Origin of the sequence: Sphingopyxis sp. PET50 (genome assembly GCF_025244705.1) — a bacterium.
In the GTDB taxonomy this organism is placed as follows: Bacteria; Pseudomonadota; Alphaproteobacteria; order Sphingomonadales; family Sphingomonadaceae; genus Sphingopyxis.
In genome coordinates this window covers 45,978-69,375 of the sequence record NZ_CP104207.1, presented here as the reverse complement: position 1 = coordinate 69,375, position 23,398 = coordinate 45,978, and the positions used below count along the sequence as shown (strand labels likewise).

Annotated in this window: 18 protein-coding genes and 4 pseudogenes; 8 read left to right on the top strand and 14 right to left on the bottom strand. The window is 69.3% G+C overall.

From position 1 onward, the window contains the following. Positions 1–75: 75 nt before the first annotated feature. The 5 genes and pseudogenes from N0A20_RS00380 to N0A20_RS00360 all read right to left on the bottom strand — a co-directional run bounded on the left by N0A20_RS00380 (position 76) and on the right by N0A20_RS00360 (position 5,233). On the bottom strand, positions 76–2,172 hold the full coding sequence (locus N0A20_RS00380) for a TonB-dependent receptor plug domain-containing protein (RefSeq protein ID WP_260582066.1): 2,097 nt from the start codon (positions 2,170–2,172) through the stop codon (positions 76–78). Further along, entirely contained in the window at positions 2,169–3,008 is an 840-nt protein-coding gene (locus N0A20_RS00375) for a hypothetical protein (protein ID WP_260582065.1), read from the bottom strand. The genes N0A20_RS00380 and N0A20_RS00375 overlap by 4 nt, the downstream gene beginning before the upstream one ends. 113 nt (positions 3,009–3,121) lie before the next feature. Then, entirely contained in the window at positions 3,122–3,877 is a 756-nt protein-coding gene (locus tag N0A20_RS00370) for a hypothetical protein (protein ID WP_260582064.1), read from the bottom strand. Between the two features lie 109 nt (positions 3,878–3,986). Then, a pseudogene (locus tag N0A20_RS20385) lies at positions 3,987–4,442 on the bottom strand (M56 family metallopeptidase); the annotation flags it as partial. A gap of 413 nt (positions 4,443–4,855) precedes the next feature. Then, a complete protein-coding gene (locus N0A20_RS00360) occupies positions 4,856–5,233 on the bottom strand; it encodes a BlaI/MecI/CopY family transcriptional regulator (RefSeq protein ID WP_260582062.1) in 378 nt (125 codons plus the stop codon). Positions 5,234–5,399: 166 nt separating this feature from the next. Between N0A20_RS00360 and N0A20_RS00355 the strand changes: the two genes are divergently transcribed. Together N0A20_RS00355 and N0A20_RS00350 are read left to right on the top strand one after the other, a co-directional pair. Next, a complete protein-coding gene (locus tag N0A20_RS00355; RefSeq protein ID WP_260582060.1) occupies positions 5,400–7,547 on the top strand; it encodes an alpha/beta hydrolase family protein in 2,148 nt (715 codons plus the stop codon). Positions 7,548–7,637: 90 nt separating this feature from the next. Beyond that, entirely contained in the window at positions 7,638–8,609 is a 972-nt protein-coding gene (locus N0A20_RS00350) for a magnesium and cobalt transport protein CorA (protein WP_260582059.1), read from the top strand. A 202-nt stretch (positions 8,610–8,811) separates the two neighbouring features. Here the strand turns inward: N0A20_RS00350 and N0A20_RS00345 are convergent, their stop codons facing one another. The 3 genes from N0A20_RS00345 to N0A20_RS00335 are packed head-to-tail and all read right to left on the bottom strand — an operon-like array spanning position 8,812 to position 10,214. Next, on the bottom strand, positions 8,812–8,988 hold the full coding sequence (locus N0A20_RS00345) for a hypothetical protein (RefSeq protein WP_260582058.1): 177 nt from the start codon (positions 8,986–8,988) through the stop codon (positions 8,812–8,814). Between the two features lie 3 nt (positions 8,989–8,991). Next, complete coding sequence (locus N0A20_RS00340; RefSeq protein WP_260582057.1) at positions 8,992–9,567, bottom strand: SRPBCC domain-containing protein; 576 nt, start codon at positions 9,565–9,567, stop codon at positions 8,992–8,994. Further along, positions 9,567–10,214, bottom strand: a complete 648-nt coding sequence (locus N0A20_RS00335; RefSeq protein ID WP_260582056.1) for a glutathione S-transferase family protein — start codon at positions 10,212–10,214, stop codon at positions 9,567–9,569. Before N0A20_RS00335 ends, N0A20_RS00340 begins: the two co-directional genes overlap by 1 nt. A gap of 173 nt (positions 10,215–10,387) precedes the next feature. Between N0A20_RS00335 and N0A20_RS00330 the strand changes: the two genes are divergently transcribed. The 5 genes and pseudogenes from N0A20_RS00330 (at position 10,388) to N0A20_RS00300 (ending at position 17,641) form a co-directional block, all read left to right on the top strand. Beyond that, entirely contained in the window at positions 10,388–11,809 is a 1,422-nt protein-coding gene (locus tag N0A20_RS00330; RefSeq protein ID WP_260582055.1) for a CHASE domain-containing protein, read from the top strand. Next, on the top strand, positions 11,793–12,035 hold the full coding sequence (locus N0A20_RS00325; protein ID WP_260582054.1) for a hypothetical protein: 243 nt from the start codon (positions 11,793–11,795) through the stop codon (positions 12,033–12,035). Before N0A20_RS00330 ends, N0A20_RS00325 begins: the two co-directional genes overlap by 17 nt. Continuing rightward, positions 12,022–15,736, top strand: a pseudogene (locus N0A20_RS20380) (hydantoinase B/oxoprolinase family protein). The gene N0A20_RS00325 and the pseudogene N0A20_RS20380 overlap by 14 nt, the downstream one beginning before the upstream one ends. A 295-nt stretch (positions 15,737–16,031) precedes the next feature. Then, positions 16,032–16,706: a DUF969 domain-containing protein gene (locus tag N0A20_RS00305; protein WP_260582053.1), complete on the top strand. Its 675-nt coding sequence runs from the start codon at positions 16,032–16,034 to the stop codon at positions 16,704–16,706. After that, positions 16,703–17,641, top strand: a complete 939-nt coding sequence (locus tag N0A20_RS00300; RefSeq protein WP_260582051.1) for a DUF979 domain-containing protein — start codon at positions 16,703–16,705, stop codon at positions 17,639–17,641. Before N0A20_RS00305 ends, N0A20_RS00300 begins: the two co-directional genes overlap by 4 nt. On the opposite strand, the gene N0A20_RS00295 is transcribed toward N0A20_RS00300, so the two are convergent. After that, positions 17,638–17,838, bottom strand: coding sequence for a hypothetical protein (locus tag N0A20_RS00295; protein ID WP_260583993.1), 201 nt, complete (start codon positions 17,836–17,838; stop codon positions 17,638–17,640). The genes N0A20_RS00300 and N0A20_RS00295 overlap by 4 nt on opposite strands. Here N0A20_RS00295 and N0A20_RS00290 point away from each other — a divergent pair. Beyond that, positions 17,749–18,743: pseudogene (locus N0A20_RS00290) on the top strand (DUF2891 domain-containing protein). The gene N0A20_RS00295 and the pseudogene N0A20_RS00290 sit on opposite strands and share 90 nt — an antisense overlap. A 423-nt stretch (positions 18,744–19,166) precedes the next feature. Here the strand turns inward: N0A20_RS00290 and N0A20_RS00285 are convergent. From N0A20_RS00285 to N0A20_RS00265, 5 genes and pseudogenes are all read right to left on the bottom strand, one after another. Further along, positions 19,167–19,859, bottom strand: a pseudogene (locus N0A20_RS00285) (nucleotidyltransferase family protein); the annotation flags it as partial. Positions 19,860–19,972: 113 nt separating this feature from the next. After that, positions 19,973–21,532 carry an ABC transporter ATP-binding protein gene (locus tag N0A20_RS00280; protein ID WP_260582049.1) on the bottom strand — a complete coding sequence of 520 codons (1,560 nt, stop codon included), beginning with the start codon at positions 21,530–21,532 and terminating at the stop codon, positions 19,973–19,975. 164 nt (positions 21,533–21,696) lie between these two features. Further along, positions 21,697–22,185: a lasso peptide biosynthesis B2 protein gene (locus N0A20_RS00275; protein ID WP_260582048.1), complete on the bottom strand. Its 489-nt coding sequence runs from the start codon at positions 22,183–22,185 to the stop codon at positions 21,697–21,699. Next, complete coding sequence (locus tag N0A20_RS00270; RefSeq protein ID WP_260582047.1) at positions 22,182–22,403, bottom strand: hypothetical protein; 222 nt, start codon at positions 22,401–22,403, stop codon at positions 22,182–22,184. Before N0A20_RS00270 ends, N0A20_RS00275 begins: the two co-directional genes overlap by 4 nt. 38 nt (positions 22,404–22,441) lie before the next feature. Then, positions 22,442–23,383, bottom strand: a complete 942-nt coding sequence (locus tag N0A20_RS00265; RefSeq protein WP_260582046.1) for a cupin domain-containing protein — start codon at positions 23,381–23,383, stop codon at positions 22,442–22,444. Between the last annotated feature and the right edge of the window lie 15 nt (positions 23,384–23,398).

The window sequence follows — 23,398 nt, the reverse complement described above, 5'->3', positions numbered from 1 at the left end:
AGCCTATCCGCTCCCCGGCGAAAGCCGGGGTCCAGCGAAGCCCGCGCCCCGGCTTTCGCCGGGGAGCGGATCGGGTCAGAACTTCCCGCGCACCGAAAAAGCGAAGATCGGCCCGATCAGCCGGTCGCGCTTCTCCACAAAGGCGACCGGGCTCTCGCCGCGCACCCCGGTGTAAACGGTCCGGTCGCGCTTCGATCGCGCATTGACCGCATTGGCAAGTTGCGCGCGCACGGTCAGCCCGAATACATCCTTATGCTCGACGAAGACATTGGCGAACACCGGGCCTTCCCACACCTTGTCAGTCTGGTTGCGGCGGTAATTGGGCTGGTAATGCCCATAGTTGGCGGCCGCTCCCAGCGCCCAGTCGCTGGCCGGGATATCGTACCGCACGCTGCCCTCGATCACCGTGTCGGTGAAGCCGCTCCACTGGCGCTTTTCGCCGGTAAAGGGATCGCGCAGCGAGCTCTTCTGCAACAGCACCCGCGTCTCGACCTTCATGCCCTTGATCCCCGCGGGATCGAGGTTGATCGTCGCGGTCCAGTCGATCGCCCCCGCCTTGGCCTTGGCGATATTGCCGACCGCCTCGCCGTCGGGACCGATGGGCACGACATCGACGCGGTCCTCGACGTCGCGATAAACCAGGATGATCTTGGTCGATCCCCAGGCGCCGAACTTCTTGTTGATCTCCGCCTCGTAGCTCCAGTCCTGCTGGGGGCGCAGGTCGTTGTTGCTCTCGTTCTGGTTGCCGTCGTTGAGGAAGGCGCGCGCGAGAAAATCATAGAAGGACAATTGCAGCACCCGCCGCCTGATCTTCAGCGACGCGTCGAAATCGGGCGTCGGCGTCCAGGCGAGCGACAGCGAGCCCTTGGGCCGGAAGAAGGTGCGCGTCAGGCCGTTCATCCCGGTCTGGGTGATCGTCGAATGTTCGGCGCCCGCGACGATCTGGAATGTCAATGTGTCGGTCAGCTTGCGCCCGAAGCTCAGCAGCCCCTCATAACGATCCTCGCTGACTCCGCCGGTGCCGCCCTCGAAGGGCACGTCGACGAAGACCCCATTGGGATCGAGCACCGCCAGCGACGCGACATTGTCGAGCGTGTTGAAGGCCGCCTCGCCCGACAATTGCCAGTCGCCGCCGAACATCTTCCACTGATATTCGCCGCGCGCGATCGTCTCGCCCAGGTCGCCGACCTGCGCAAAGCGGTCGCCCGTCGCGATGCCGCCTTCGGGCGTGGTGACGATCTCCTGCCGGTAGGGCTCGTGGCTGAAGCGCCGCAGGCCGATCAGCTTCAGCTTCCCCGGCCCGGCGCGGAACTGGTAATCGCCGCTGATCTCGTAATTCCAGCTGTCGGCATTTTCATAGACGGTGCGCAGCCGGTCGGACTGTCCCGGCGACATGCGCAGGCCATCCTCATAATAGCGGTCGTATTTGCGCTGATAATGGCCGCCCAGATTGGCGACCGTGTCGCCCGCCGGGTCCCAGCTGATCCGCCCCGACAGCTTGGGCGTGTCATAATGGGTGTTCCAGATATCGCGGCGGCGTTCGATGACGTTGCCCGCGCCGTCATGGATCAGGGTCGGCCCGCCCGCGCCGCTGCGCGCCGATTCGTCGTTGTTGAGCGCCGCCTCATATTCGAGGTCGCCCGACCGCCCGCGCACCGACACGTCGCCGCGCGTGAACAGGGGGTCGGTATAGTGCGCGCGAAATTCGGGCTTCCACGAAAATTGCCCCGAAAAGCTGTCGGCGCGATAGACGATATTGGCGACCTGCCCCGACAGGCCGGGGATATCGAGCGTCGCGCCGTCGACGATCTCGATCCGTTCGACATTGCCCGCCGGGATGCGCGACAATTGGGTGTACATGTCGTCGGCCTTGTTCGACGGCCGTTCGCCGTTGAACAGCACATTGCCCGTCGCCTGCCCCAGTCCGCGCAGATTCTCGTTGTCGCGGATCGAGAAGCCGGGAACCTGGTTCAGCATGTCATAGGCGTTCTTCGGCGCGTAGCGGGCGAAATCTGCGGGGGTATAGACCTGCCGCGCGGTGCCGCTCGCCGTGCCCGCCGGCACCCCGGCCGCAGCGGGCGGCGGGGTTTCTCTTGTGGATGCCTCCTGCGCCGCGGCCGGTGCCGCGGCCAGCATCGCGGCGATCGTCGAAAGGCTCGCCAAATGCTTCACCGGCCCGCCTCCGCGCCGTTCATCGCTTTCGCATAGGCCCCGGTCACGCCCATCGCCTTCATGCCGATCACATCCTGTACCGACAATTTTTCATAACCCGCCGCCGCCAGCGCGCGGACATAGTCGCCGGTGACCCCCAGCGCCTTCATCGCCGTCACATCCTCGACCGACAGCTTCGCATAGCCAGCGGCATTGAGATCGCGGACATAGTCGCCCGTCACCCCGAGCGCGCGAAAGGCGACCGCGTCGTCGATGCGGCTCAGCGCCAGCGGCGTGCCCCGGAATCCGCGCACATAGCCGGGCGTCACCTCGAGCGCACCGGCGGCGATCAGACCGTCGCTGTCCCTGGGCCTGACCCCCTCGGCGGTCAGGCCGTCGGCGAGCGCGATCGTCGCATCGACGATGAGCATCGCGAACAGATCATCGCGTTTCTTGGGCGCCAGCCCGCGCGTCGCCAGCTCGCGCTCGAACCCGGCATCGGGCGCAAAGCCGCACGTCCCCTTGCCTTCGAAGGCGTGCGCCAGATTGCCCGAGCAATCGAGCGTCCCCGCCTCGTGCCGCACCGAAAAGCGCACCTGCCCCGTGCTGCCGAGCGCGGCGCGCGCCTCGTCGAACTCGGGCCGCTTCGCCGCCAACTGGTCGTCGAGCGACAGGTCGCTGCTCGACTTGGCGTGCTCGAGCCGCAGCTTGGGCGCGCCCCCCTTGCCGGCATCGGCCTCGACGGTCCAGCGGACCTCGCCCGTCTCCTGCGCCGTGGCGGTCGCGGACTGGCCGGGCCCGGCGCAGGCCAGCACCGGCAACAGCATCAGGCTCGACCCGAAGATCATGGCTTTCATGGCAACACTCCTCCCTTGCGTGCGCCGGACGAGCGCCATCGCTCGCCGCCGCAACGGCAATTCAAAACAAGCTTTCGATCAGTGACCCCCCGGTTCGGACGAACGTCCGGGCGTCAGTCCTCCGGGGGCTCCGGCGGTTCGGGCGGCGCGGCCACTTCGATCCGCGCGATCCGGCCGTCGGCCGACCGCGCCTCGATCACATTGCCCCCGGGGCCGAAGCTGACCGTGGCGGATTTCTCGCCCTTCGGTCCTTTCGATCCCCTGGGTGCGGCAGGCCGCCGCGGCATCGCGCGCAGCGCGATCGCCTCGTCGGCGCTGCGCATCTTCACCCCGGCCTTCTGCATGTCGGTGACGAAGTCGCAGTCGATCCCCATCGCCTTCAGCGCGATCAGATCGTCCATCTGCACGCCGGGGAAATGCGATTTCATGTCGCGGGCAAAGGCCGCGTTGACCCCCATCTGCCGCGCCCCGACCAGCTCGCCCATTTCGGCGTTGGGAATGATCGCGCGCATCGACCGCACATAGCCGGCGTCGATCCCCGATGCCCTTGCGGCGATCAGGTCGTCGGCGTTGATCGGCGCGCCCTCGGCGCGCATCTCGGCGGCATATTCGGGGGTCACCCCGACCGCGCGCAGGCTCACCAGCTCGTCGGCGGTCAGCTTGCGCGCCGTTGCAGCCGTCGCCGCGGCTTCGGCCTCGGCGGCATCCTTCGCCGCCACCGCCGCGTGCGACGATGCTACAGCGGTCTGTTGCCCGGCGACCGCAAGCGCCTTGGCCTCCTGGGCTGCATGCTGCTCCCCGGGCGCGGTTGCCGAGAAAGCCGCAAGCGGCACGGTCAGCCCGGCGAGCAGCAGGAAACTTCCCAGCATCCAGCCGCCGCTCGCGCGGCCCGCGCTTCAGATCGCCGTCGAGCACGCGGGTGATCCGCCGCTTGAGGCTGCTCTTGGCGGGCGCCACGCCATGCGCCGCCAGCAGCGCCGCCTTGTTGTCGTGCCGCGCCGCACCGACCAGCAGCGTCGCATAGTCGGGGCCGTCGATATCGGCCATCAGCACCGCATCGTCGGCCGCTTCCTCGCGAAGCTGGTGGCTCTCGCGCGCCAGCATCCACACGAACGGATTGAACCAGAAGACCGCACAGGCGACGCGCGCACCGAGCAGTTTCGCCCAGTCGAGCCGCGCGACGTGCGCCAGTTCGTGCGCGATGATCGCCTCGGCCTCGCCGGTCGCCGCGACCGCCTTCGGGCTCAGCACGATCGTCGGGCGCAGCACGCCCCAACTGATCGGCGAGCGCAGTTCCTCGCTCACCAGCAGCGCGGTGCCATGCTTGAATCCCATCCGCCGCTGCGCCTCGGCCAGCGCCGACAGCCACGACGGCTGCACCAGCACCTCGGCGCGTCCGCGCATCGCGAACAGCCGCACCACCGCGAGCAGCATCACGCCGACCAGCAGCAGCAGCGGGATCGCGTAGACATAGGGCACGGCATCGCCCAGCGACGCCAGCACGACCGGCGGCGAACTGCCCGCGTCCGCCGCGACAGGGACTGAGGTCGCGGCGGGGACGGCCAGATCGGCCGCCGGTCCCCCTGTTGTCGCCAGATCGCTCGCCGCGAGCACGGCGGGCGCCGCGGCGGCGAACCATCCGGCCGGCAGCGGCGCCCATTGCGGCAGCAGCAGGATCGCGGCGGGCAAGGCGAGCAGCGCGAACAGCCCGCTGTGCGCGATCATCGACCGCTCGCCCGAAGACCGCGCGCGCGCAAGGCGCAGCAACAGCAAGGTGGCACCCGCAATCGCGGCGGACTTCCACGCCAGACCCAGCAGCGTCGCGGCGCTGATCGTCATCTCCGGCATCATTTCGCCCTCCCTTCGCGCGCCTGCGCGATCAGTTTTTCCAGCTCGTCCAGCTCGTCGCCGCTCATCTCGTCCTGCATGCCGAGCAAGGCGGCGGCGGCGCTCGTCGCCGATCCGTTGAAAAAGACGCGCACCACCTGCCCCAGCGCCGACTTGCTCGCCGCCTTTTCGGGCACGCTCGGTGCATAGAGGAACCCGCGTTCGGAATGCTGGCGCGCGACGAAGCCCTTGCCCTCGAGCCGCTTCAGCATCGCGCGGATCGCCGAGCCCGACAGCTCGTCGGCCAGCGCCTCGCCGATCTCGGTGACCGTGGACGCGCCACGCTCATAGAGAATATCGACGATTTCGCGTTCCCGCGGGGGCAGACTGGACAGCATTCGAATCACCTCGTGCGCTACATTTGTAGCGTGCTACATTTGTAGCGCCGAGCTTGGCAAGGGGTTTTATTACGATAATACACGCCGCCGCTCCGGCACCCGGTTGACCCTCCGCCGCATAAGGTTCAGACCCGCGTCATCCAATCGAAAAGGGGGCCGTAACACCATGCGCAAACTCGCGATTCTCGGGGCCAGTCTCCTCGCCCTCACCACCCAGATAGCCGCCGCACAGGACGCCGAGCCCGCCGCCACCGAAACCTCCGCCGGGCAGGCACCGATGTCGGCCTCCGCGACCGGCAGCGCGCGCACCGCGCCGCAGCGCCGCTTCACCGGCGAGGATCTGTTCGACCTCGCCATCGCCTCCGATCCGCAGATCAGCCCCGATGGCCGCCGCATCGCCTATGTCCGGCGCCAGAACGACATCATGTCCGACCGCGCGGTCAGCTCGATCTGGCTGATCGACACCACGACCGGCGAGGAAACCCCGCTCGCGGGCCGCACCGGCGCCGCCTTCGCCCCGCGCTGGTCGCCCGACGGCAAGCGCCTCGCCTTCGCCTCGACCGAGGGCGGCAGCGCGCAGCTCTGGGTGCGCTGGATGGACGGCGGCGAGGCGGTCCGCCTCACCGGCCTGCCGACCTCGCCCTCCTCGCTCGCCTGGTCGCCCGACGGCAAGTCGATCGCCTATACGATGCTCGTCAAGGACGATGGCCCCGCGTTCGGTTCGCCGCCGAAAAACAAGCCCGAGGGCGCCCAATGGGCGGAGCCGCTCGAAGTCCGCGACCTGCTGACCTACCGCGCCGACGGCGAAGGCTATCTCGAGCCGGGCTTCGAGAAGATCTTCGTCGTGCCCGCGACCGGCGGCTCGCCGCGCCAGCTCACCTTCGGCCCCTATCATGACGGCGGGCCGCTCAGCTGGTCGCGCGACGGCCGCACGATCTATTTCTCGGCGAACCGCAAGCCCGGCTGGGAGAAGGACCCGGTCGAAAGCGAAATCCATGCGCTCGACGTCGCGAGCGGCGGCGTCACCACGCTTACAAGCCGCAACGGCCCCGACGCGAACCCGCTCGTCTCGCCCGACGGCGGCAAGATCGCCTACGTCGGTTTCGACGACAAATTGCGCGCCTATGAAAACACCCAGCTCTATATCATGAACCGCGACGGGTCGGGCCAGCGCAGCCTGACCGCGAACTGGGATTACAGCGTCGACGCGGTGCAATGGGCCGCCGACGGCAAGTCGCTCTATGCGCAATATGATGACCATGGCGAAACGAAGGTCGCGCGCATCGGCCTCGACGGCTCGGTGCGCACCGCGGCGACCGGCCTCTCGGGCGGCGGTCTCGACCGGCCCTATACCGGCGGCAGCTTCACCGTCTCGGACGGCGGCGCGATCGCCTTTACCGGCGGCACCGCGACGCGCCCCGCCGAGGTGCAGTTGAACCGCGGCGGCACCGCGCGCATCCTCACCGACCTCAACCGCTCGCTTCGCGAAGTGAAATCGCTCGGCGAGGTCCGCAAGATCACCGCCGCCTCTAGCCACGACGGCAAGACGATCGAGGGCTGGCTGACCCTGCCGCCGGGCTATCGCGAGGGGCAGCGCGTGCCCCTGATCCTCGAAATCCACGGCGGTCCCTTCGCGGCCTATGGCGGCCATTTCGCGACCGACAACCAGCTGTACGCCGCCGCGGGCTATGCCGTGCTCTCGGCGAATCCGCGCGGCTCGACCAGCTACGGCGCCGCCTTCGCGAACGAGATCGACAAGGCCTATCCCGGCAACGACTATTTCGACCTCATCTCCATCGTCGACCGCGCGATCGAGCTCGGCATCGCCGACCCCGACGCCCTGTTCGTCACCGGCGGCTCGGGCGGCGGCGTGCTGACGAGCTGGATCGTCGGCAAGACCAATCGCTTCAAGGCCGCGGTCACCCAGAAACCCGTCATCAACTGGACGACGCAGGCGTTGACCGCCGACGGTCCCGGCTTCTTCGGCCCCTATTGGCTCGGCGCCGAACCTTGGGAAAAGCCCGAGCTTTTCTGGTCGCTTTCGCCGCTGTCGCTCGTCGGCAATGTCGAGACGCCGACGATGGTCGTCGTCGGCGCCGAGGACTATCGCACCCCGGTCAGCGAGTCCGAGCAATATTATACTGCGCTGCGGCTGCGCGGCGTGCCCACCGCGCTGGTCAAGGTCCCCGGCGCCAGCCACGGCGGCATCGCCGCGCGCCCGTCGCAATCGGCCGCGAAGGCCACCGCGATCCTCGCCTGGTTCGAGAAATACAGGAAAGGCTGGACGCGGCCGCCGGACGCCCCGGCGCAATAGGCCCGCACCGCGTGCGGCGCGGCCCGACGCCCCTTCCCTTCGCCGCACCGCGATCTATTGAGGGCATGGTTCCGCAAGAAAGTCCCGCCCATGCCGATCATGGCCGCCCGCCATTATAACCGAGGCAAGCTCGTCCGCGAACTCGGCCCCGACGATATCATTCCGGAGGATTGCGCCGACGACGATTTCTTCTGGCTCGGCCTGTTCGAACCGACCCCCGAAGAACTCGCCGGCATCGCGAAACGCTTCGGCCTCCACCCGCTCGCGGTCGAGGACGCGCTCAAGGCGAAACAGCTTCCCAAGGTCGAGGTTTATGGCGACCAGCTTTTCGTCATCGCCGCGACCGGCAACCGCGAAGGCGACACGATCCAGTCGGGCGAGACCGCGATCTTCGTCGGCCGCCATTTCCTCGTCAGCGTCCGCCACGGCTCGGCGCGCGCGCATACCGAGGTCCGGTCGCGGCTCGAAACCCTGCCCGCGAAACTGGCGCATGGCCCCGACTATGTCCTCTATGCGATCCTCGATTTCATCGTCGACGGCTATTTCCCGGTGATCGACGGAATCGAGGACCAGCTGCTGTCGCTCGAGGAAAGCGTGATGGACACGCCGCTCGACGCCGAGGAAATCCGCCACCTCTACGCCCAGCGGCACGAGGTCATCCGCTTCCAGCGGATCGTCGGCTTGATGAAGGACGTCGCCTGGCGCCTCGTGCACGCCGACGACCTGCCGTGGATCGACGACGCCGTCCGCCCCTATTTCCGCGACATCTGGGACCATGTCCAGCGCGCCGAATTCCGCCTCACCGGCCTCCGCGAAATCACCGCGTCGGTCATCGAAACCAATTCGATGCTCGAACAGCAGCGCCAGGGCGTCATCACCCGCCAGCTCGCCGCCTGGGCCGCTATCCTCGCCGTGCCCACCGCGATCGCGGGCATTTACGGGATGAACTTCGACTTCATGCCCGAACTGGGCTGGAAACTCGGCTATCCCTATGCGCTCGGCCTGATCTTCGGCGGCTCGGCGCTGGTCTTCTGGCGCTTCAAGCATATCGGCTGGCTTTGACCGGGCGGCAAGGGCGGTTTGGGGTGGGGAGCGGACATTTGAGGAATGAACCGGTTTCCCCTCCCGCAAGCGGGAGGGGCAGCGAGACTTGGGCGCTTGCGCCCTAGTCGCAGCGGGGTGGGCATCTGCGACGTCGCTGCCCACCCCCAACCCCTCCCGCCTGCGGGAGGGGAGATAAATCGGAAACCGCTCCCCAACGCCCTCACCCAGCGTCCAACGGCACCCACTTCCCCTTCGTCCGGCTGGTCGAATGGAACCGCCCGCACCGGTCGCACCGATAGGCGCGCAGCACCAGCCCGCTCGCCCGTCCCGCCTCCATCGCCTCCGCCGCCGAAGCGTAGCGCGCCTTGCGCGCGCAGATGCTCGCCCGCGTGCGCATGGTTCAGGGCCGCTGCGCCGCCCAGTCGATCGGCCCGGTCGCGAAGCGCTGGCGCAGATTGCCCAGCGCCAGCGCATTGCCGCCCTCGAAAAAGCCGACCAGCGCGCGTCCGCCGTCGCTGCCCGGATAGCCGCGCGAGGTCAGCCGCACCCGCGTCTGCTCACCCGCCGCTTCGATCTCGAAGACGCTGCCGACCTGCCGGTATTCGTCCCAGTGCGGAAAGCCCGCCGGCGCCTTGACCGTCCGGAACGCCAGCCGCTTGCCCGCGACCCGTTCGCCGAACCGCTGCTGGATCGTGTCGGGACCACCGGGCTCGGAGGCCGGATCATAGCTGCTCTCGATCAGGTCGGCATCGCCGTCGACGATCCGCGCGACCGGCACCGCCCACGTCATCCAGCCCTCGGCGGTCGAGATCGCGGCCCACACCTCGGCCGGCGTCGCATCGACCAGCACTTCGTGGACCATCGTCGTCGTGGCATCGGCCTCGACCGTCTTGCCGACCGTCACGTCGCCGACTTGCGCGGCGCCTGGCACCGCCAGCAGCAGCGCCGCGGCCATCCCGAACGCCAGCCCGCGCATCAGGCGAGCACCTTCGCCATCATCCGCTCTTCCTTCGCGACCCAGGGCGCCATGCTCGGCCGCGCGAGAATCGCCGCGCTCCACGCCGCGATCTTCGGATGTACCGCCGGATCGACGCAGGCGCCGCAATGTCTGAAATTCATCAGCGGCGAGACGACCGCGAGGTCGGCGAGCGTGATCCGGTCGCCGACGAGGAAGCCCGATGCGGGAATCGCGCTTTCGAGATAGGCGAGCAGCTTCGGCAATTCCTCGCTCTCGGCCAGCGCCGCGGCGGCGAGGTCGCCCTCGCGCCCGAGGAATTTCGGCGCGACGATGCGGTTGAAGAACATCTTGCCGCTGCACGCCGCGAACACCGTGTCGGCGAACTCCTCCCACCAGATCGTCCGTCCGCGTTCCTGCGGGTCGGCGGGGATCAGTTCAGGCGCGGGATGCTTCGCCTCCAGATACTGGATGATCGCGCTGCTGTCGGCGAGCAGAAAGCCGTCGTCGTCCATCGCCGGCATCTTGCCGAGCGGCGAGGCGGCCTGGAATCCCGGATCGGGATCGCCGATGCCGACGCCCTTCAGCTCGAATTCGAGCCCCTTCTCACCCAGATAGCCGAGCAATTTGCGCACGAAAGGCGACACCAGCGAACCGTAGATAATCATGTGACCGCTCCCTTTTCCTGCCCCCGTCTTACGCCACGGGCTTCAAACTGCAACCATCGCGCGCCGACGCGCCCGCCCCGCCATATTGCGCTTGCCAGCCGTCGTCGTGCATGGGAATGTGACGGCCGGACCAGGCGTCAAGCACAGCATTAAGCCGCAGGAAAACAGACAATATGGGCTCGGTGTGGGCAGATCGGCTGATGGCGCTCTCGATGCGCGTGATCGGCTTCGTGATCGTCGCCGCCGCGCTCGCCGGCGCGACCGCCAGCTTCTTTTACAACCAGTCGCAGGAAGCCGATCAGGCCGCCCGCGTCGCGCTGCAGATGAACACCCGCCTCCGCGACCATGTCGCGGTGCTCGAAGGCGTCCGCGCCATGTACCAGTCGGACACGGCGGCGAGCGGGCCCGGCATCCGCGCCTATCTCGCCGCGCTGCGGCCGCAGGAACAGGCGCCGGGCATGGAAGGCGTCGGCATCGCCGCCGCCATGCGCCGCGACGATCCCTCGACCGCCGAGGCGCAGCTGCGCGCCAACTACGGCCGCGACATCCGGGTCTGGCCCAGGGCGAGCAGCCAGAAGGTCGGCTTCCCCGTCGTCCTCGTCGAACCCTATACGCCCCGCCGCGACGCCGCGCTCGGTTTCGATATGTACAGCGAAACGACGCGGCGCGAGGCGATGCGCCGCGCCTGGCAGACCGGGCAGCCCGCCGCGAGCGGCATCGTCCAGCTCGCACAGGAACGCGCCGCGCGGGTGAAGCAGCCCGGTTTCCTGATCTACATCCCCGTCTATGCCCGCCGCCCGGTCGAATCGCCGGCGCTGCCGCCCGGCGGCCCGCCATCCGCAACCGACGCCCCGGTCATCGCCACGCTGCCCGGCCAGCGGCCGGTCGAAGCCTTCATCTACGCGCCCTTCCGCACCGAGGACATGATGCGGGCGATCCTCGGCGAGCAGCTGAAATCGATCGACGGGGTCGAGGTGAGCGCGGGCAAGGGGCCGTCCGCGCCCGTCGTCTTCCGCCACGGCACGCTCGGCTGGGACGCGCATGAACAGGTCCTGCGCGTCGCCGACCGCCAATGGACGATCCGCATCAGCTACGGCCGCTTCCTCGACCGGCTCGGCCGCCCGCTCGGCATCTTCCTCTTCGGTCTCGCGCTCGCGCTGCTCGCGATGCAACTCCATCGCCTCCAGCGCCGCCGCCTCGACGCGGCACAGACGCTGGCCGAGGAAAGGGCCCGCCACGCCGAGGACCGCGAACTGATGATCGGCGAGATGGCGCACCGGATGAAGAACGCCTTCGCCCGGATCGGCGCGCTCGCGCGCATCACGGCCCGCGAATCGAGCGACCTTGCCGATTTCGAGACCCGGTTCGACGGCCGTCTCCGTGCCCTGTCCGACGCGAAGCAGATGCTCGTCACCGGTGCGGTCGATACCGTCGATCTGGGCCAGATCGTCCGCCGCGAACTCGAACTCGCCGGGCGCGTGGCCGACAGCGCCTCCGGCCCCGAAGTCCGCCTCGACGACGAGGCGTCGCAGGCGCTCTCGCTCGCGGTGCATGAAATCGTCACCAACAGCATCAAATATGGCGCGCTCGCCTAGCAAGGGCGAGCTGGCCGTCGGCTGGCGCCGCGAGGGCGACGATATCGAGCTGTCATGGGTCGAAAGCGGCCTCGCCGAAACCCCGAAAATCGAAAGCGAGAGTTTCGGCACCCAGTTCATCCGCACCCTCATCGAGCGCCAGCTCAAGGGCAGCTGGAACCGCAGCGCCGGCGACCGCAGCCTGACGATCCTCATCCGCTGGCCTGATCGCCATGCCGGCAACTGATCCGCGCTGGCATATCTGGATCGACCGCGGCGGCACCTTCACCGATGTCGTCGCGCGGTCCCCCCAGGGCGCGGTCGTCACCGCCAAATATCTCAGCGAAGACCCCGCCCGCCCCGGCGACGCGGCGATCAATGCGATCCGCGACCTCACCGGCGCGGGCGGCGGCACGCTGCCGCCGCTCGCGATCCGCATGGGCAGCACCGTCGCGACCAACGCGCTGCTCGAACGCAAGGGGCAGCCGACCCTGCTCGCGATCACGCGGGGTTTCGGCGATGCGCTCACCATCGGCTATCAGGACCGGCCCGAGCTTTTCGCGCGCAGGCTCGACCGCACGCCGCCGCCCCACGCCGCCGTCGCCGAGATCGCCGAACGCACCGGCCCCGACGGCGCGATCCTGACCCCCCTCGACGAGGACCAGGCACGCGCCGCGCTGCAAGCCGCGCGCGACCGGGGGCTGACGAGCATCGCGATCGTGCTGATGCACGGCTATCGCTATCCCGCGCACGAGGCGCGCCTCGCCGAAATCGCCGCCGAAATCGGGTTCGCCCAAATCTCGACCAGCCACGACGTCAGCGCGCTCATCAAGCTGATCGGCCGCGGCGACACCACCCTCGCCGACGCCTATCTTTCGCCGGTCCTCCATCATTATGTGCGGCAATTCACGGCCCAGCTCGGGGACGGCACCGACCCGCAATTCATGAAAAGCTCGGGCGGTCTGGCCTCGGCCGCCGCCTTCCACGGCCGCGACGCGATCCTCTCGGGGCCCGCGCGGCGGCATCGTCGGCATGGTCGGCAGCGCCGCGCCGCTCGGCAAGACGCACCTCATCGGCTTCGACATGGGCGGCACCTCGACCGACGTCAGCCATTATGCCGGGCGGCTCGAACGCGACAACGAGACCATCGTCGCGGGCACGCGCATCCGCGCTCCGATGCTCCGTATCCACACGGTGGCGGCCGGGGGCGGCTCGATCTGCCGCTGGGACGGCGCGCGCCTGCTCGTCGGCCCGGAAAGCGCCGACGCCAACCCCGGCCCCGCCGCCTATGGCCGCGGCGGCCCGCTCACCGTCACCGACTGCAACGTCCTGCTCGGCAAGATCCAGCCCGATCATTTCCCCAAACTCTTCGGACCCGCAGGCGACCAGCCGCTCGACCGCGATATCGTCGCGCAAAAATTCGCCGCCATGGCGGCCGAAGTCGGCAATATCACCCCCGAAGCGCTCGCCGAAGGCCTGCTCGCCATCGCGGTCCAGCAGATGGCGAACGCGATCAAGCGCATCACCATCGCGCGCGGTCACGACGTCACCCAGGGCTACAGCCTCGCCGGCTTCGGCGGTGCGGCGGGCCAGCATGTCTGCCTCGTCGCCGACGCGCTCGGCATCGACGAAATCCTCCTCCACCCGCTCGCGGGGGTGCTCTCCGCCTATGGCATGGGCCTCGCCCGCCCCTCGGCGATCCGCGAGCGCACGCTGGCGCTGAGGCTCGACGCGGATTGCACCGCGACGCTCGCCACCGCCGAGGCCGAGCTTTCCGACCAAGCCCGCACCGATCTCGCGGATGGCGCTGAAACTTCACGCGAAACGCTGCTCTTCGTCCGCCTCGCCGACAGCGACAATGCGATCGAACTCCCGCTCGCGCCGCCAGCCGAGGTCGCCGCCGCCTTCGCGACCGCCTTCCGCCAGCGCTTCGGCTACGCCCCGCACGCCAATCTGGTGATCGACCGCATCCGCGTCGAATTGACCGAGGCAGGCGATACGCCGGCGACCTTGCCCCCTCCCGCCCCCACCGTCGAAATCGGACCCGAAACCATTACCGCCTGGCTCGCGGGCGCACAGCACGACGTCCCGCTCCACCAGCGCAGCGCCTTAGCCCCCGGCCGCAACATTGCCGGTCCCGCAATCATCATCGATGCGTTGTCGACGACGGTGGTCGAACCGGGGTGGAGCGCGATGGTCGAGCACGAAGGGACGCTTAGGCTCGACAAGACCTCGAAGATCCTCCCCATCGACTCGCGATGGGGAGGTGGCAGTCCCGCAGGGGCTGACGGAGGGGCCGAGCGCGCAGCGCTCGCCGACGCTCGCGACCCCTCCACCACCGCTTCGCGGCGGTCCCTCTCCCCATCGCAAGTCGATGGGGAGGATCATGACGCCCCCGACCCCATCCGCCTCGAAATCTTCAACAGCCTGTTCATGGCGATCGCCGAGGAAATGGGCGGCGCGCTTCAGCACAGCGCCTCGTCGATCAACATCCGCGAGCGGCTCGACTTTTCCTGCGCCATCTTCGACGGCGCCTAGCCGCCTCGTCGCCAACGCCCCGCACATGCCCGTCCATCTCGGCTCGATGGGCGAGAGCGTCCGCACCATCTTGCGCCAGCGGTCCAAAGACGGTCGCGGCATTAAACGCGGCGACGCCTATGCCCTCAACGCGCCCTACGACGGCGGCACCCACCTCCCCGACATCACCGTCATCATGCCGGTGTTCGTGGAAGGTGACGCCCCGAACTTCTTCGTCGCCGCGCGCGGCCACCACGCCGACCTCGGCGGCATCGCCCCCGGCTCGATGCCCCCCGACAGCCGCAGCATCGAGGAAGAGGGCATCCTCTTCGACAATATGCTGATCGTCGACGACGGCCATTTCCTCGATGACGCGGTGCACGCCCACCTGACCGCTGCGGCGACTGGCCCGCGCGCAATCCCGCGCTCAACATCGCCGACCTGAAAGCGCAGGTCGCCGCCTGCCAGCGCGGCGCCGGCGCGCTCGCCGAGCTTTCCGCCGCGCACGGTGCCGCCACCGTCACCGCCTATATGGCGCACGGCCAGCGACAGGCCGAAGCCGCCGTGCGCCAGCTCATCGCGCGCCTCGATGACGGGGCCTTCCGCTATGCGATGGACAATGGCGCCGAGGTCGCGGTGGCGGTGAAGGTCGACCGCGAAGCCCTCCACGTCACCATCGACTTCACCGGCTCCTCGCCGACGCTGCCCGACAATTTCAACGCTCCGATGCCGGTCGTCCGCGCCGCCGTCCTCTATGTGCTGCGCACGATGCTCGACGATCCGATCCCGATGAACGAGGGCTGCCTCGCCCCCGTCACGCTGGTCGTGCCGGAGGATTCGATGTTGTCCCCGACCTGGCCCGCCGCGGTCGTCGCGGGCAATGTCGAGACCAGCCAGGTCATCACCGACGCGCTGTTCGCGGCCTTCGGCGCGATGGCCCCCGCGCAGGGGACGATGAACAATTTCACCTTCGGGGGCGACCGCCACCAATATTATGAAACCATCGCCGGCGGCTCGGGCGCCGGTCCCGGTTTCGACGGCACCAGCGTGATCCAGACGCACATGACCAACAGCCGCATGACCGACCCCGAGGTGATGGAGACGCGCTTCCCCGTCATCGTCGAGGAATTTTCGATCCGCAAGGGCTCGGGCGGCGCGGGCCGCTGGCGGGGCGGCGACGGCGCCACTCGCCGTATCCGTTTCCGCGAAGCCATGTCCGCGAACATCCTCGCGAACCGCCGCAAGATACCGCCCGCCGGTCTTGCGGGCGGCGGAGACGGCGCCCCCGGCCGCAACTGGATCGAACGCGCCGATGGTGGCATCGAATTGCTCGGGGCGACCGGCAGCGCGGATTTGGCGGCGGGCGATGCTTTCGTTATCGAAACGCCGGGCGGCGGAGGATATGGCAAAGCGGGGAGCGAGCGCGAATGAAAATGGTTCACGCGGAGATGCGGAGACGCGGAGAAGGAAAAAAGAGGGAGGATTCGCGCAGCGGCGCGGAGTTCGCAGAGGAAGAAATTATAACTATTCCGTGTTCCCCCGCGAAGGCGGGGGCCCATCTCCGGTGGGCGCAAGGTGGAACCGGCGGGAGAAGGGTCCCCGCCTTCGCGGGGACACGGCATTTCCTTCCTCTGCGAACTCTGCGCCGCTGCGCAAATCGAATCCTTCGCGTCTTCGCGTCTTCGCGTGAACCCCTTTTCCCCCCGGCATTTCCGGAATGTGCCCGATGCTCGTCCTGATCGGCATCGCCATCATCATCGCGGGCTTCCTGCTCCGCTTCAATCCGCTGCTCGTCATCATGGCCTCCGCCCTCGCGACCGGACTGGCGGCCGGGCTCGACGTCGCTGCGATCGTCGCCGCCTTCGGCAAGGCGTTCAACGACACGCGCTACGTCAGCATCGTGTGGATCGTCCTCCCCGTCATCGGCCTGCTCGAAGCCTATGGCCTGCAGCAATATGCGCGCTCGCTGATCGGCCGCGTCCGCAGCGGCGCACTCGCCGGGCTGCTCACCGGCTATCTGCTGATCCGCCAGGGCTTCGCGGCGCTCGGCCTTACCTCGGTCGCGGGCCATCCGCAGACCGTCCGCCCGCTCATCGCCCCGATGGCGGAGGCCGCCGCCGAAGTGCAGAATCCCGCGCTCACCGACGAACAGCGCGAGGAGGTGAAGGCCTATGCCGCCGCGACCGACAATGTCGGGCTCTTCTTCGGCGAGGACATCTTCCTCGCCATCGGCTCGATCCTGCTGATGAAGGGCGTGCTCGAAGGCTATGGCTATCAGATCGAGCCGCTGCATTTCTCGCTCTGGGCGATCCCGACCGCGATCGCCGCCTTCCTGATCCATGCGGTGCGCCTCCGCCGCCTCGACCGGAGGATGCGCGCCTACCGGGGCGTCGGCGCATGATCACGCTCGGCTTCGTCTATGCCCTCGCGGGCCTCTGCTTCGCCTTCATCGCGATGCTCTCGCTCGACGATCGCGGCAACCCCAAACGCTTCGGCAACGCCGCCTTCTGGGGCCTGCTCGCGGTCTCGATGATCCTCGGCGACTATCTCGGCGACTTCGGCAACGGGCTGCTCGTCCTCGCGCTCGTCGCCATCGCCGGCACCGGGCAGATCGGGCGCGCGCCGGGCGGCGACATTCCCGCCGCCGTCCAGACCGAACGCGCCGCGCGGTACGGCCGTTTCCTGCTCCTCGTCGCGCTGATCATTCCCGCCGTCGCGCTCGCGGGCACCTTCCTGTTCAAATGGGTCCCCGGCCTCGCCGATCCCAAACAGGCGACGCTGATCTCGCTCGCGCTCGGCGTGCTGATCGCGCTCGCCGTCGGCATGGCGCGGCTCAAGCCCGACCCCCTGCTCCCGCTGGAACAGGGCCGCCGCCTGCTCGATTCGGTCGGCTGGGCGGCGATCCTGCCGCAGATGCTCGCCAGCCTCGGCGCGGTCTTCGCGGTCGCCAAGGTGGGCGAAGTCGTCGGCGATCTCATCGGCACCGCCATCCCGCAGGGCAGCCTCGCTGGCGCGGTGCTCGCCTACGGGCTCGGCATGGCGCTCTTCACCATGGTGATGGGCAACGCCTTCGCCGCCTTCCCGGTGATGCTCGCCGCGGTGGGCATGCCTTTGCTCATCAAGCAGCATGGCGGCGACCCCGCGGTGATCGCGGCGATCGGCATGCTCGCGGGCTTCTGCGGCACGCTGATGACCCCGATGGCGGCGAATTTCAACCTCGTCCCCGCGGCCTTGCTCGAGCTCAAGAACCCCTATGGCGTGATCAAGGCGCAGATCGGAACCGCCATCCCGCTGCTTCTGGTCAACATCGCCTTCATCTACATCTTCGCTTTCTAGCGCCCACCCCAAATCCCGTTCGTGTCGAGCGAAGTCGAGACACCCATCGGAATGGCGCTCAGTCCGATGGGCATCTCGACTTCGCTCGATGCGAACGGATAAGGAGGATCATGCACCTCACCCCCGCTCACGCCGCGCGCTTCGCCGCCGCCACGCTCGCGCATCTCGGCCGCGAATATCCCTACAAGATGGACCATGTCCTCGCTGCAGCCCCGAGGATGCCCGGCCCCCGCGCGATTTCCACCCGATCTTCCACGGCAGCTTCGACTGGCACAGCTGCGTCCACGGCTGGTGGCAGGTCCTGCGCCTCGCGCGCCGCTTCCCCGGCCTGCCCATCTCAGCCGACATAAAGGCGCGCGCCGACGCGATGCTCGTCCCCGGCAAGGTCGCGGGCGAACTCGCCTATCTGTCGCGGCTCACCGCGACCAGTTTCGAGCGCCCCTATGGCTGGGCCTGGCTCCTCGCGCTCCACGCCGAGGCCGAACGCCACGACGCCCCCTGGGCGACCGCGCTCGAACCGCTGGCCGCCGCCTTCGCAGCGCGCTTCCACGCCTTCCTGCCCAGGCTCACCTATCCGCTGCGCGTCGGCACCCATTTCAACATCGCCTTCGCTTTGCTCCTCGCCCGCCACTGGGCCGCAAGCCGCGATCCCGCGCTCCTGACATTGATCGACACCCGCGCCCGCGGCTGGTTCGGCGAAGACCGCAACTGCCAGGCATGGGAACCCGGCGGCGACGAATTTCTCTCCTCCGCGCTCAGCGAGGCGCATCTGATGGCCGCCGTCCTCGGCGACGATTTCACCCCTTGGTTCGACGCCTTCCTCCCCCGCGCCGCGCAAGCGCATCCCGCCACCCTCTTCACGCCCGCGACCGTCTCCGACCGCAGCGACGGCAAGATCGCGCATCTCGACGGCCTCAACCTCAGCCGCGCCTGGTGCTGGCGCGCCATCGCATCGGCGCTGGGTCCGCAACACCCCGTCAGCCCGGTCGCCGAAGCCGCCGCCCAGCGCCATCTCGACGCCGCGCTGCCGCACGTCACCGGCGACTATATGGGCGAACATTGGCTCGCCAGCTTCGCTTTGCTCGCGCTCGACGGGCTTTAGGCTTTCCCCGTCCCCAGCCACGCGCGCATGTCGCGCATGTCGGCGACCTCGGCATCCATCGCATCGTCGCCGCGCCGGAACAGCCAGCGCCAGCCATGATCGGCCATCCGCACCGGATAGGCTCGGCCACACGCGCCAGCTGTCCGCCGGCACTCCGGCATAATGCGCGACGATATGCCGCGGCGGAAAGGCCCGTGCCCAGGCGAAGGCCGCCTTGCCGCGCTTGCCCCCCGCCTCGGCGATCTGCGTCGCGAAGCCGCGTTCGGCGCGCGCATCCATGTCCTGCAGCATCAGCGCCTCGGCCGCCGCGACCAGCCGCTCGGGCAGAGGCTCCGCATCGGGTTCGCCCGGCACCCGCACCCCCATATATTTCGCCGTCAGCGCGAACAGCAGCCGCGCGCCCCCGACGCGCCCCTCCGCCGCCGCATCGGCCCAGAAGCGCGACCAGTCGATCGCCGCCGCCCCCACCGCCGCCGCCAGATCGGCCAGCACCTGCGGCCCATTGTCGAACGGCTGGCGTCCATAGGCGGCGTGAACAACCAGATGCAGCACCGTGTCGGTCGGGTCGAGATAGGCGATGTCGGCCGCCCCGACCTTCGCGCGCACCCGCCGCGCGAGCAGCGCCTCGGTCGCCGCCGCCACGCCTGCGCGATCCTCGCCATCGACCGGGTTCGACAGGCGCCAGTGCAACTCGAACGCCACCTTGTGCGGTCCCCAGTGCAGCGGCGGCAGATGCTTGTGATGGGCCAGCGCATAGTCGATCGGCGTATGCGACACCGGCCCCGGCGCCGCCCCCGCCGCGCTCATCGCAGCGTGCAGCCGCACCGCATCCTTTTCGCTCAAAAGCAGGTCGATGTCGCGCATCGGACGCAGCGCCGGCTGCGGATAGGCCTGCCACGCCAGCCACGCCCCCTTCAGCGCCGCATAGGGCAGGCCCTCGCGGTCGGCCATCGCCCCGACCGCGGCCAGTGCCTGCTGCACCGCCAGCGCGCGCTCGGCCGACACGCGCCAGCCGCGCGCCCAGCGCGCCTTCAGCGCATCGGGCACCGGCCAGTCAGCGCCGCGCTCCGCCATCTGCCGGTGGAGCAGCGGCGCCAGCCGGTGCTGCTTCGCCATCGCCCCGATCGTCTCCCATTCGGATTCGGACAAGGCCGCCAGCACCGCGCGGTCGGCGCCGCGCTCGCTCGCCAGCATGTCGAGCAGCAGCCGCGCCAGCGACGCGCGCTGCGTCATGCGGCCGCCTCGGCGTGCGGCACGATCCGCCCCGCCTCGATCCGTACCAGTTGGTCGGCAAGGTCGAGCATCGCTTGCCGATGCCCGATGATGACCAGCGTCACCGCGCCGTGCAGCCCCGCAATCGCGCGCCGGATTGCCGCCTCGTTCGCGGGGTCGAGCGCGCTCGTCGGTTCGTCGAGCACCAGCAGCTGCGGCGACAGCAGCAGCGCGCGCGCCAGCGCGATCCTTTGCCGCTCGCCCCCCGACAATTGCTGCCCGCGGTCGCCGACCAAAGTATCGAGCCCCTGCGGCAGCGCAAAGACGAACTCCGCCGACGCCTTTTCGAGCGCCGCCCGCAAATCGGCCTCGTCGGCCTCCGGAACCGCCCAGAGCAGATTGTCGCGGATGCTCACCCCCAGCAGAAAGGGCTGCTGCTGCACATAGGCAACCGAGCGCCGCCACAATTGCCGCGTCGCCCCCGCGATGACCACATCATCAACGCGCATCTCGCCCGCTTCGGGCGACAGCAACCCCATCAGCACATCGGCAAGGCTGCTCTTGCCTGCCCCCGACGGCCCGACGATCGCGGTCGTCGCCCGCGCCGGCAGGGTCAGGTCGATACCGTGCAGCGCGGCCCCTTCGCGCCCCGCATAGGTGAAGCCCACCCCGCGCAGCTTCACGGCACGGCTCAGGCGCAGCGGCGGCACATCCGCTGGCGGCGCTTCCTCCGCCACCGCCGCGGTCTCGCGCCGCAGCGCCTCGCTCTCGGCCATCGCCGGGGCCGCGTGCAGCCAGCTGTGCCAGCTCTGCTGGATCACCCCCAGCATCGGCACCAGCCGCGCGAACACCAGCAGGATCGGCAGCATCGCGGCCAGCGGCAATTCCACCACCGCCAATCCGACATAGACGATAGCCGCCAGCAACACCCCGCCGCCGAGCTGCAACGCCGTCCGCCCGTGGCTCGCGCTGGCCGCATATTCGACCTGCCGCCGCCGCAGCGCGCGCAGCACGTCGGCGAAGCGCCGCCGCTGCGCCGCTTCGCCGCCCAGCATCTTGGTGATCCGCACGCCGTCGAATCCTTCGGCGATCTCCGCCTGCAACGCCTTGTTCGCGCCGCCCAGCCGGCGCCCCAATTGCACCGCATGGCGCCGATGACCGGCAAAGCCGAACAGGACGAGCGCCCCGCCCAGCGCCGCGACCAGCGCGACCTGCCACGACAGCAGGAAGGCGGCGGCCAGATAGATGACCACCGTCGCCAGCGTCGCGGCCAGCGTCAGCAATTGCTGGAACGCCCCGCCGATCCGCCCGATATCGGTGATCAGCAGGCTGGCATGGTCCGACGCGCGCCGCGCCGCGAGCCAGCGCCACTCGGCCGAAATCAGCCCGCCGAACAGCGCCTCGCGCATCCGGTCGACCATCGCATGCTGCAATTCGAGCGCCTGCATCGTCTGCACATGCTTGATCAGCGCGCGCAGCACGAGCAGCGCCAGGAACAATCCGATCACCTGCCCCAGCGTCACCCCGCTCGGCGAGGCCCGCCAGCATGTCGCCCAGCCGCCCGGGCAGCGCCGCATCGCCCCCGTCGATCAGCGCCAGCATCGGCACCAGCATCATGATGCCGACCCCTTCGGTCAGCGCGGCGAGGATCATCAGCGCGAGCACGGCAACCAGCCGCCGCCGGTCGGCCATCGCCAGCATCGCCTTCAGCAGCGGCAACGGCTCGACCGGGAGCGCGGCGTCAGACAAAGGCCGCGACCTCGACCAGCGCCGGATCGACCGGATAACCGGTGACCCTCTGCCCCGCCGCTTCCAGCCAGGCGTGCGCGGGGGGCGCATCGGGGTCGATCGCCGCCGCCGTCCGATGGTCGCGCCATACCCCCAGATGCAGCGTCGCCGCGACCCCGCGCCGCCTCAGCATCGCGCGCGCCGCCATCGCCTGCGGCAGGCACACCGCCTCCACCGGCAGGCGCCCGGCGGCGAAGCGCACCGCCCAGCTCACCATCGTCGCCCTATCGTCGGGGCGCTCGCGCGGCACCGGGGCCACCAGCGCCGACGGCGACACCGGCCTACCCAGCCAGCGCGCCACGCGGCGAAAGGGCAGCATCGCCACCGCGATCCGCGCCCCGAGCAGCAGCACGCTCGCCTCCGCCACCAGCAGACCGCGCCGGCCGCCGAGCCGCCACGCGCTGACCAGCTTGCGCCGTGCGAGGGCGATCCGCCCGGTCATGCGTCCAGATCGACGAAGAGAAAACCGGCCGCATTGAGCCGGATCAGCAATTGCTCCAGCTCGCGCCGCGCCTCGGCGTCCAGCCCCTCAGCCAGCGCATCGAACCTCGTATCGCGCTCGCTCGACAGGCGGGTCAGGGCCGCGCCGGCCGCGACGCTGCACGGAAAGAAGCGGTCGCCGGTATCCACGCCATGGTCGCCGCTCACCGCGTCGCGCACCGGCGCCAGCCCGCGCGTGCTGGCGACGCGCAGCTCGGCTACCGTCCGTCAGCCGCGCCATCGTGCCCGCGGCGAAATGCGGCAGGGTGAAGACCGGCCGCGCCGCGCGGCCCCGCGCGCTGCTCGGCCAGGAACGCTTCGGCGGGTTGCGCGGCGTGCAGCGCCTGCATCGCCGCGCCCAGCGCCTGCCAATAATCCGCCGTCGCCGCCGCGCCGCCCGCCACCGGCCAGTCGGCGCGGAACAGCGGATCGCTCACCGCCTTGCCGACCAGCCAGCGCAGATAATCCTGCCCCGTCGGCGGCGACAGCGCGATCGTGAGGTGCAGGCTCGGTTCGGCGACCGGCGTCGCGACATGCCACCAGCCGCGCGGGATATAGAGGACGGCCCCTTCTTCCAGCACTTCGTCATAGACGGGGATATCGTCCGCGGCGGGCGGCGGCACCGTCTCGCCGCGCGCCGGCCGGTCGCGCGTCGGCCGCTGCACGCGCCAATGCTTGCGCCCCGCGACCTGCAGGATGATGACGTCATGATGGTCCCAGTGCAGATCGAACCCATGGTCGGCGCGCCATCCCGCATAAAGGTTAACGTTGCACCTGACCCCCAGTTCATCGCCCAGGCCGTCGGCGAGCGCACCGATCCGCGGCACCATCTCGTCAACGAAGCTCAGCACCAGGGTCGCGCCCTGCGCCAGTTGCGCGGTCACGGCTCCCGCGTCGATGCGGCGGTTCGGCCCCGATGCGTCGATGAATGTGTCGGCCAGCACCTGCTTGCCGGTCTTCACCAGTTGCATGCGCGGCGGTTCGAGCCGCTGCGTCGCCAGGATATGGTTGATCTCGTCCCAGCCGATCAGCGCCGCGAAGCGCCCCGCGTCGCCCGGCCAGGCCCGAAAACTCCGGTTCCAATGCTGCGCCAGAAATTCCCCGACCGACAGCGGCGCAACCAGCGCGGCGAGCGACGGCACTTCCGCCGCACCCGTCAACCGCCCTCGATCCCC

What these genes read in the sequence shown, in the direction of transcription:
- N0A20_RS00355 (WP_260582060.1), top strand. Translation starts at nt 5,400, where the DNA reads ATGCGCAAACTCGCGATTCTCGGGGCCAGTCTCCTCGCCCTCACCACC.
- N0A20_RS00300 (WP_260582051.1), top strand. Translation starts at nt 16,703, where the DNA reads ATGATCACGCTCGGCTTCGTCTATGCCCTCGCGGGCCTCTGCTTCGCC.
- N0A20_RS00340 (WP_260582057.1), bottom strand. Translation starts at nt 9,567, where the DNA reads ATGCGCGGGCTGGCGTTCGGGATGGCCGCGGCGCTGCTGCTGGCGGTG.
- N0A20_RS00345 (WP_260582058.1), bottom strand. Translation starts at nt 8,988, where the DNA reads ATGCGCACGCGGGCGAGCATCTGCGCGCGCAAGGCGCGCTACGCTTCG.
- N0A20_RS00375 (WP_260582065.1), bottom strand. Translation starts at nt 3,008, where the DNA reads ATGAAAGCCATGATCTTCGGGTCGAGCCTGATGCTGTTGCCGGTGCTG.
- N0A20_RS00275 (WP_260582048.1), bottom strand. Translation starts at nt 22,185, where the DNA reads ATGACCGGGCGGATCGCCCTCGCACGGCGCAAGCTGGTCAGCGCGTGG.
- N0A20_RS00330 (WP_260582055.1), top strand. Translation starts at nt 10,388, where the DNA reads ATGGGCTCGGTGTGGGCAGATCGGCTGATGGCGCTCTCGATGCGCGTG.
- N0A20_RS00350 (WP_260582059.1), top strand. Translation starts at nt 7,638, where the DNA reads ATGCCGATCATGGCCGCCCGCCATTATAACCGAGGCAAGCTCGTCCGC.
- N0A20_RS00295 (WP_260583993.1), bottom strand. Translation starts at nt 17,838, where the DNA reads ATGGTCCATCTTGTAGGGATATTCGCGGCCGAGATGCGCGAGCGTGGC.
- N0A20_RS00280 (WP_260582049.1), bottom strand. Translation starts at nt 21,532, where the DNA reads ATGCGGCGCTGCCCGGGCGGCTGGGCGACATGCTGGCGGGCCTCGCCG.
- N0A20_RS00370 (WP_260582064.1), bottom strand. Translation starts at nt 3,877, where the DNA reads ATGCTGGGAAGTTTCCTGCTGCTCGCCGGGCTGACCGTGCCGCTTGCG.
- N0A20_RS00305 (WP_260582053.1), top strand. Translation starts at nt 16,032, where the DNA reads ATGCTCGTCCTGATCGGCATCGCCATCATCATCGCGGGCTTCCTGCTC.
- N0A20_RS00325 (WP_260582054.1), top strand. Translation starts at nt 11,793, where the DNA reads ATGGCGCGCTCGCCTAGCAAGGGCGAGCTGGCCGTCGGCTGGCGCCGC.
- N0A20_RS00335 (WP_260582056.1), bottom strand. Translation starts at nt 10,214, where the DNA reads ATGATTATCTACGGTTCGCTGGTGTCGCCTTTCGTGCGCAAATTGCTC.
- N0A20_RS00360 (WP_260582062.1), bottom strand. Translation starts at nt 5,233, where the DNA reads ATGCTGTCCAGTCTGCCCCCGCGGGAACGCGAAATCGTCGATATTCTC.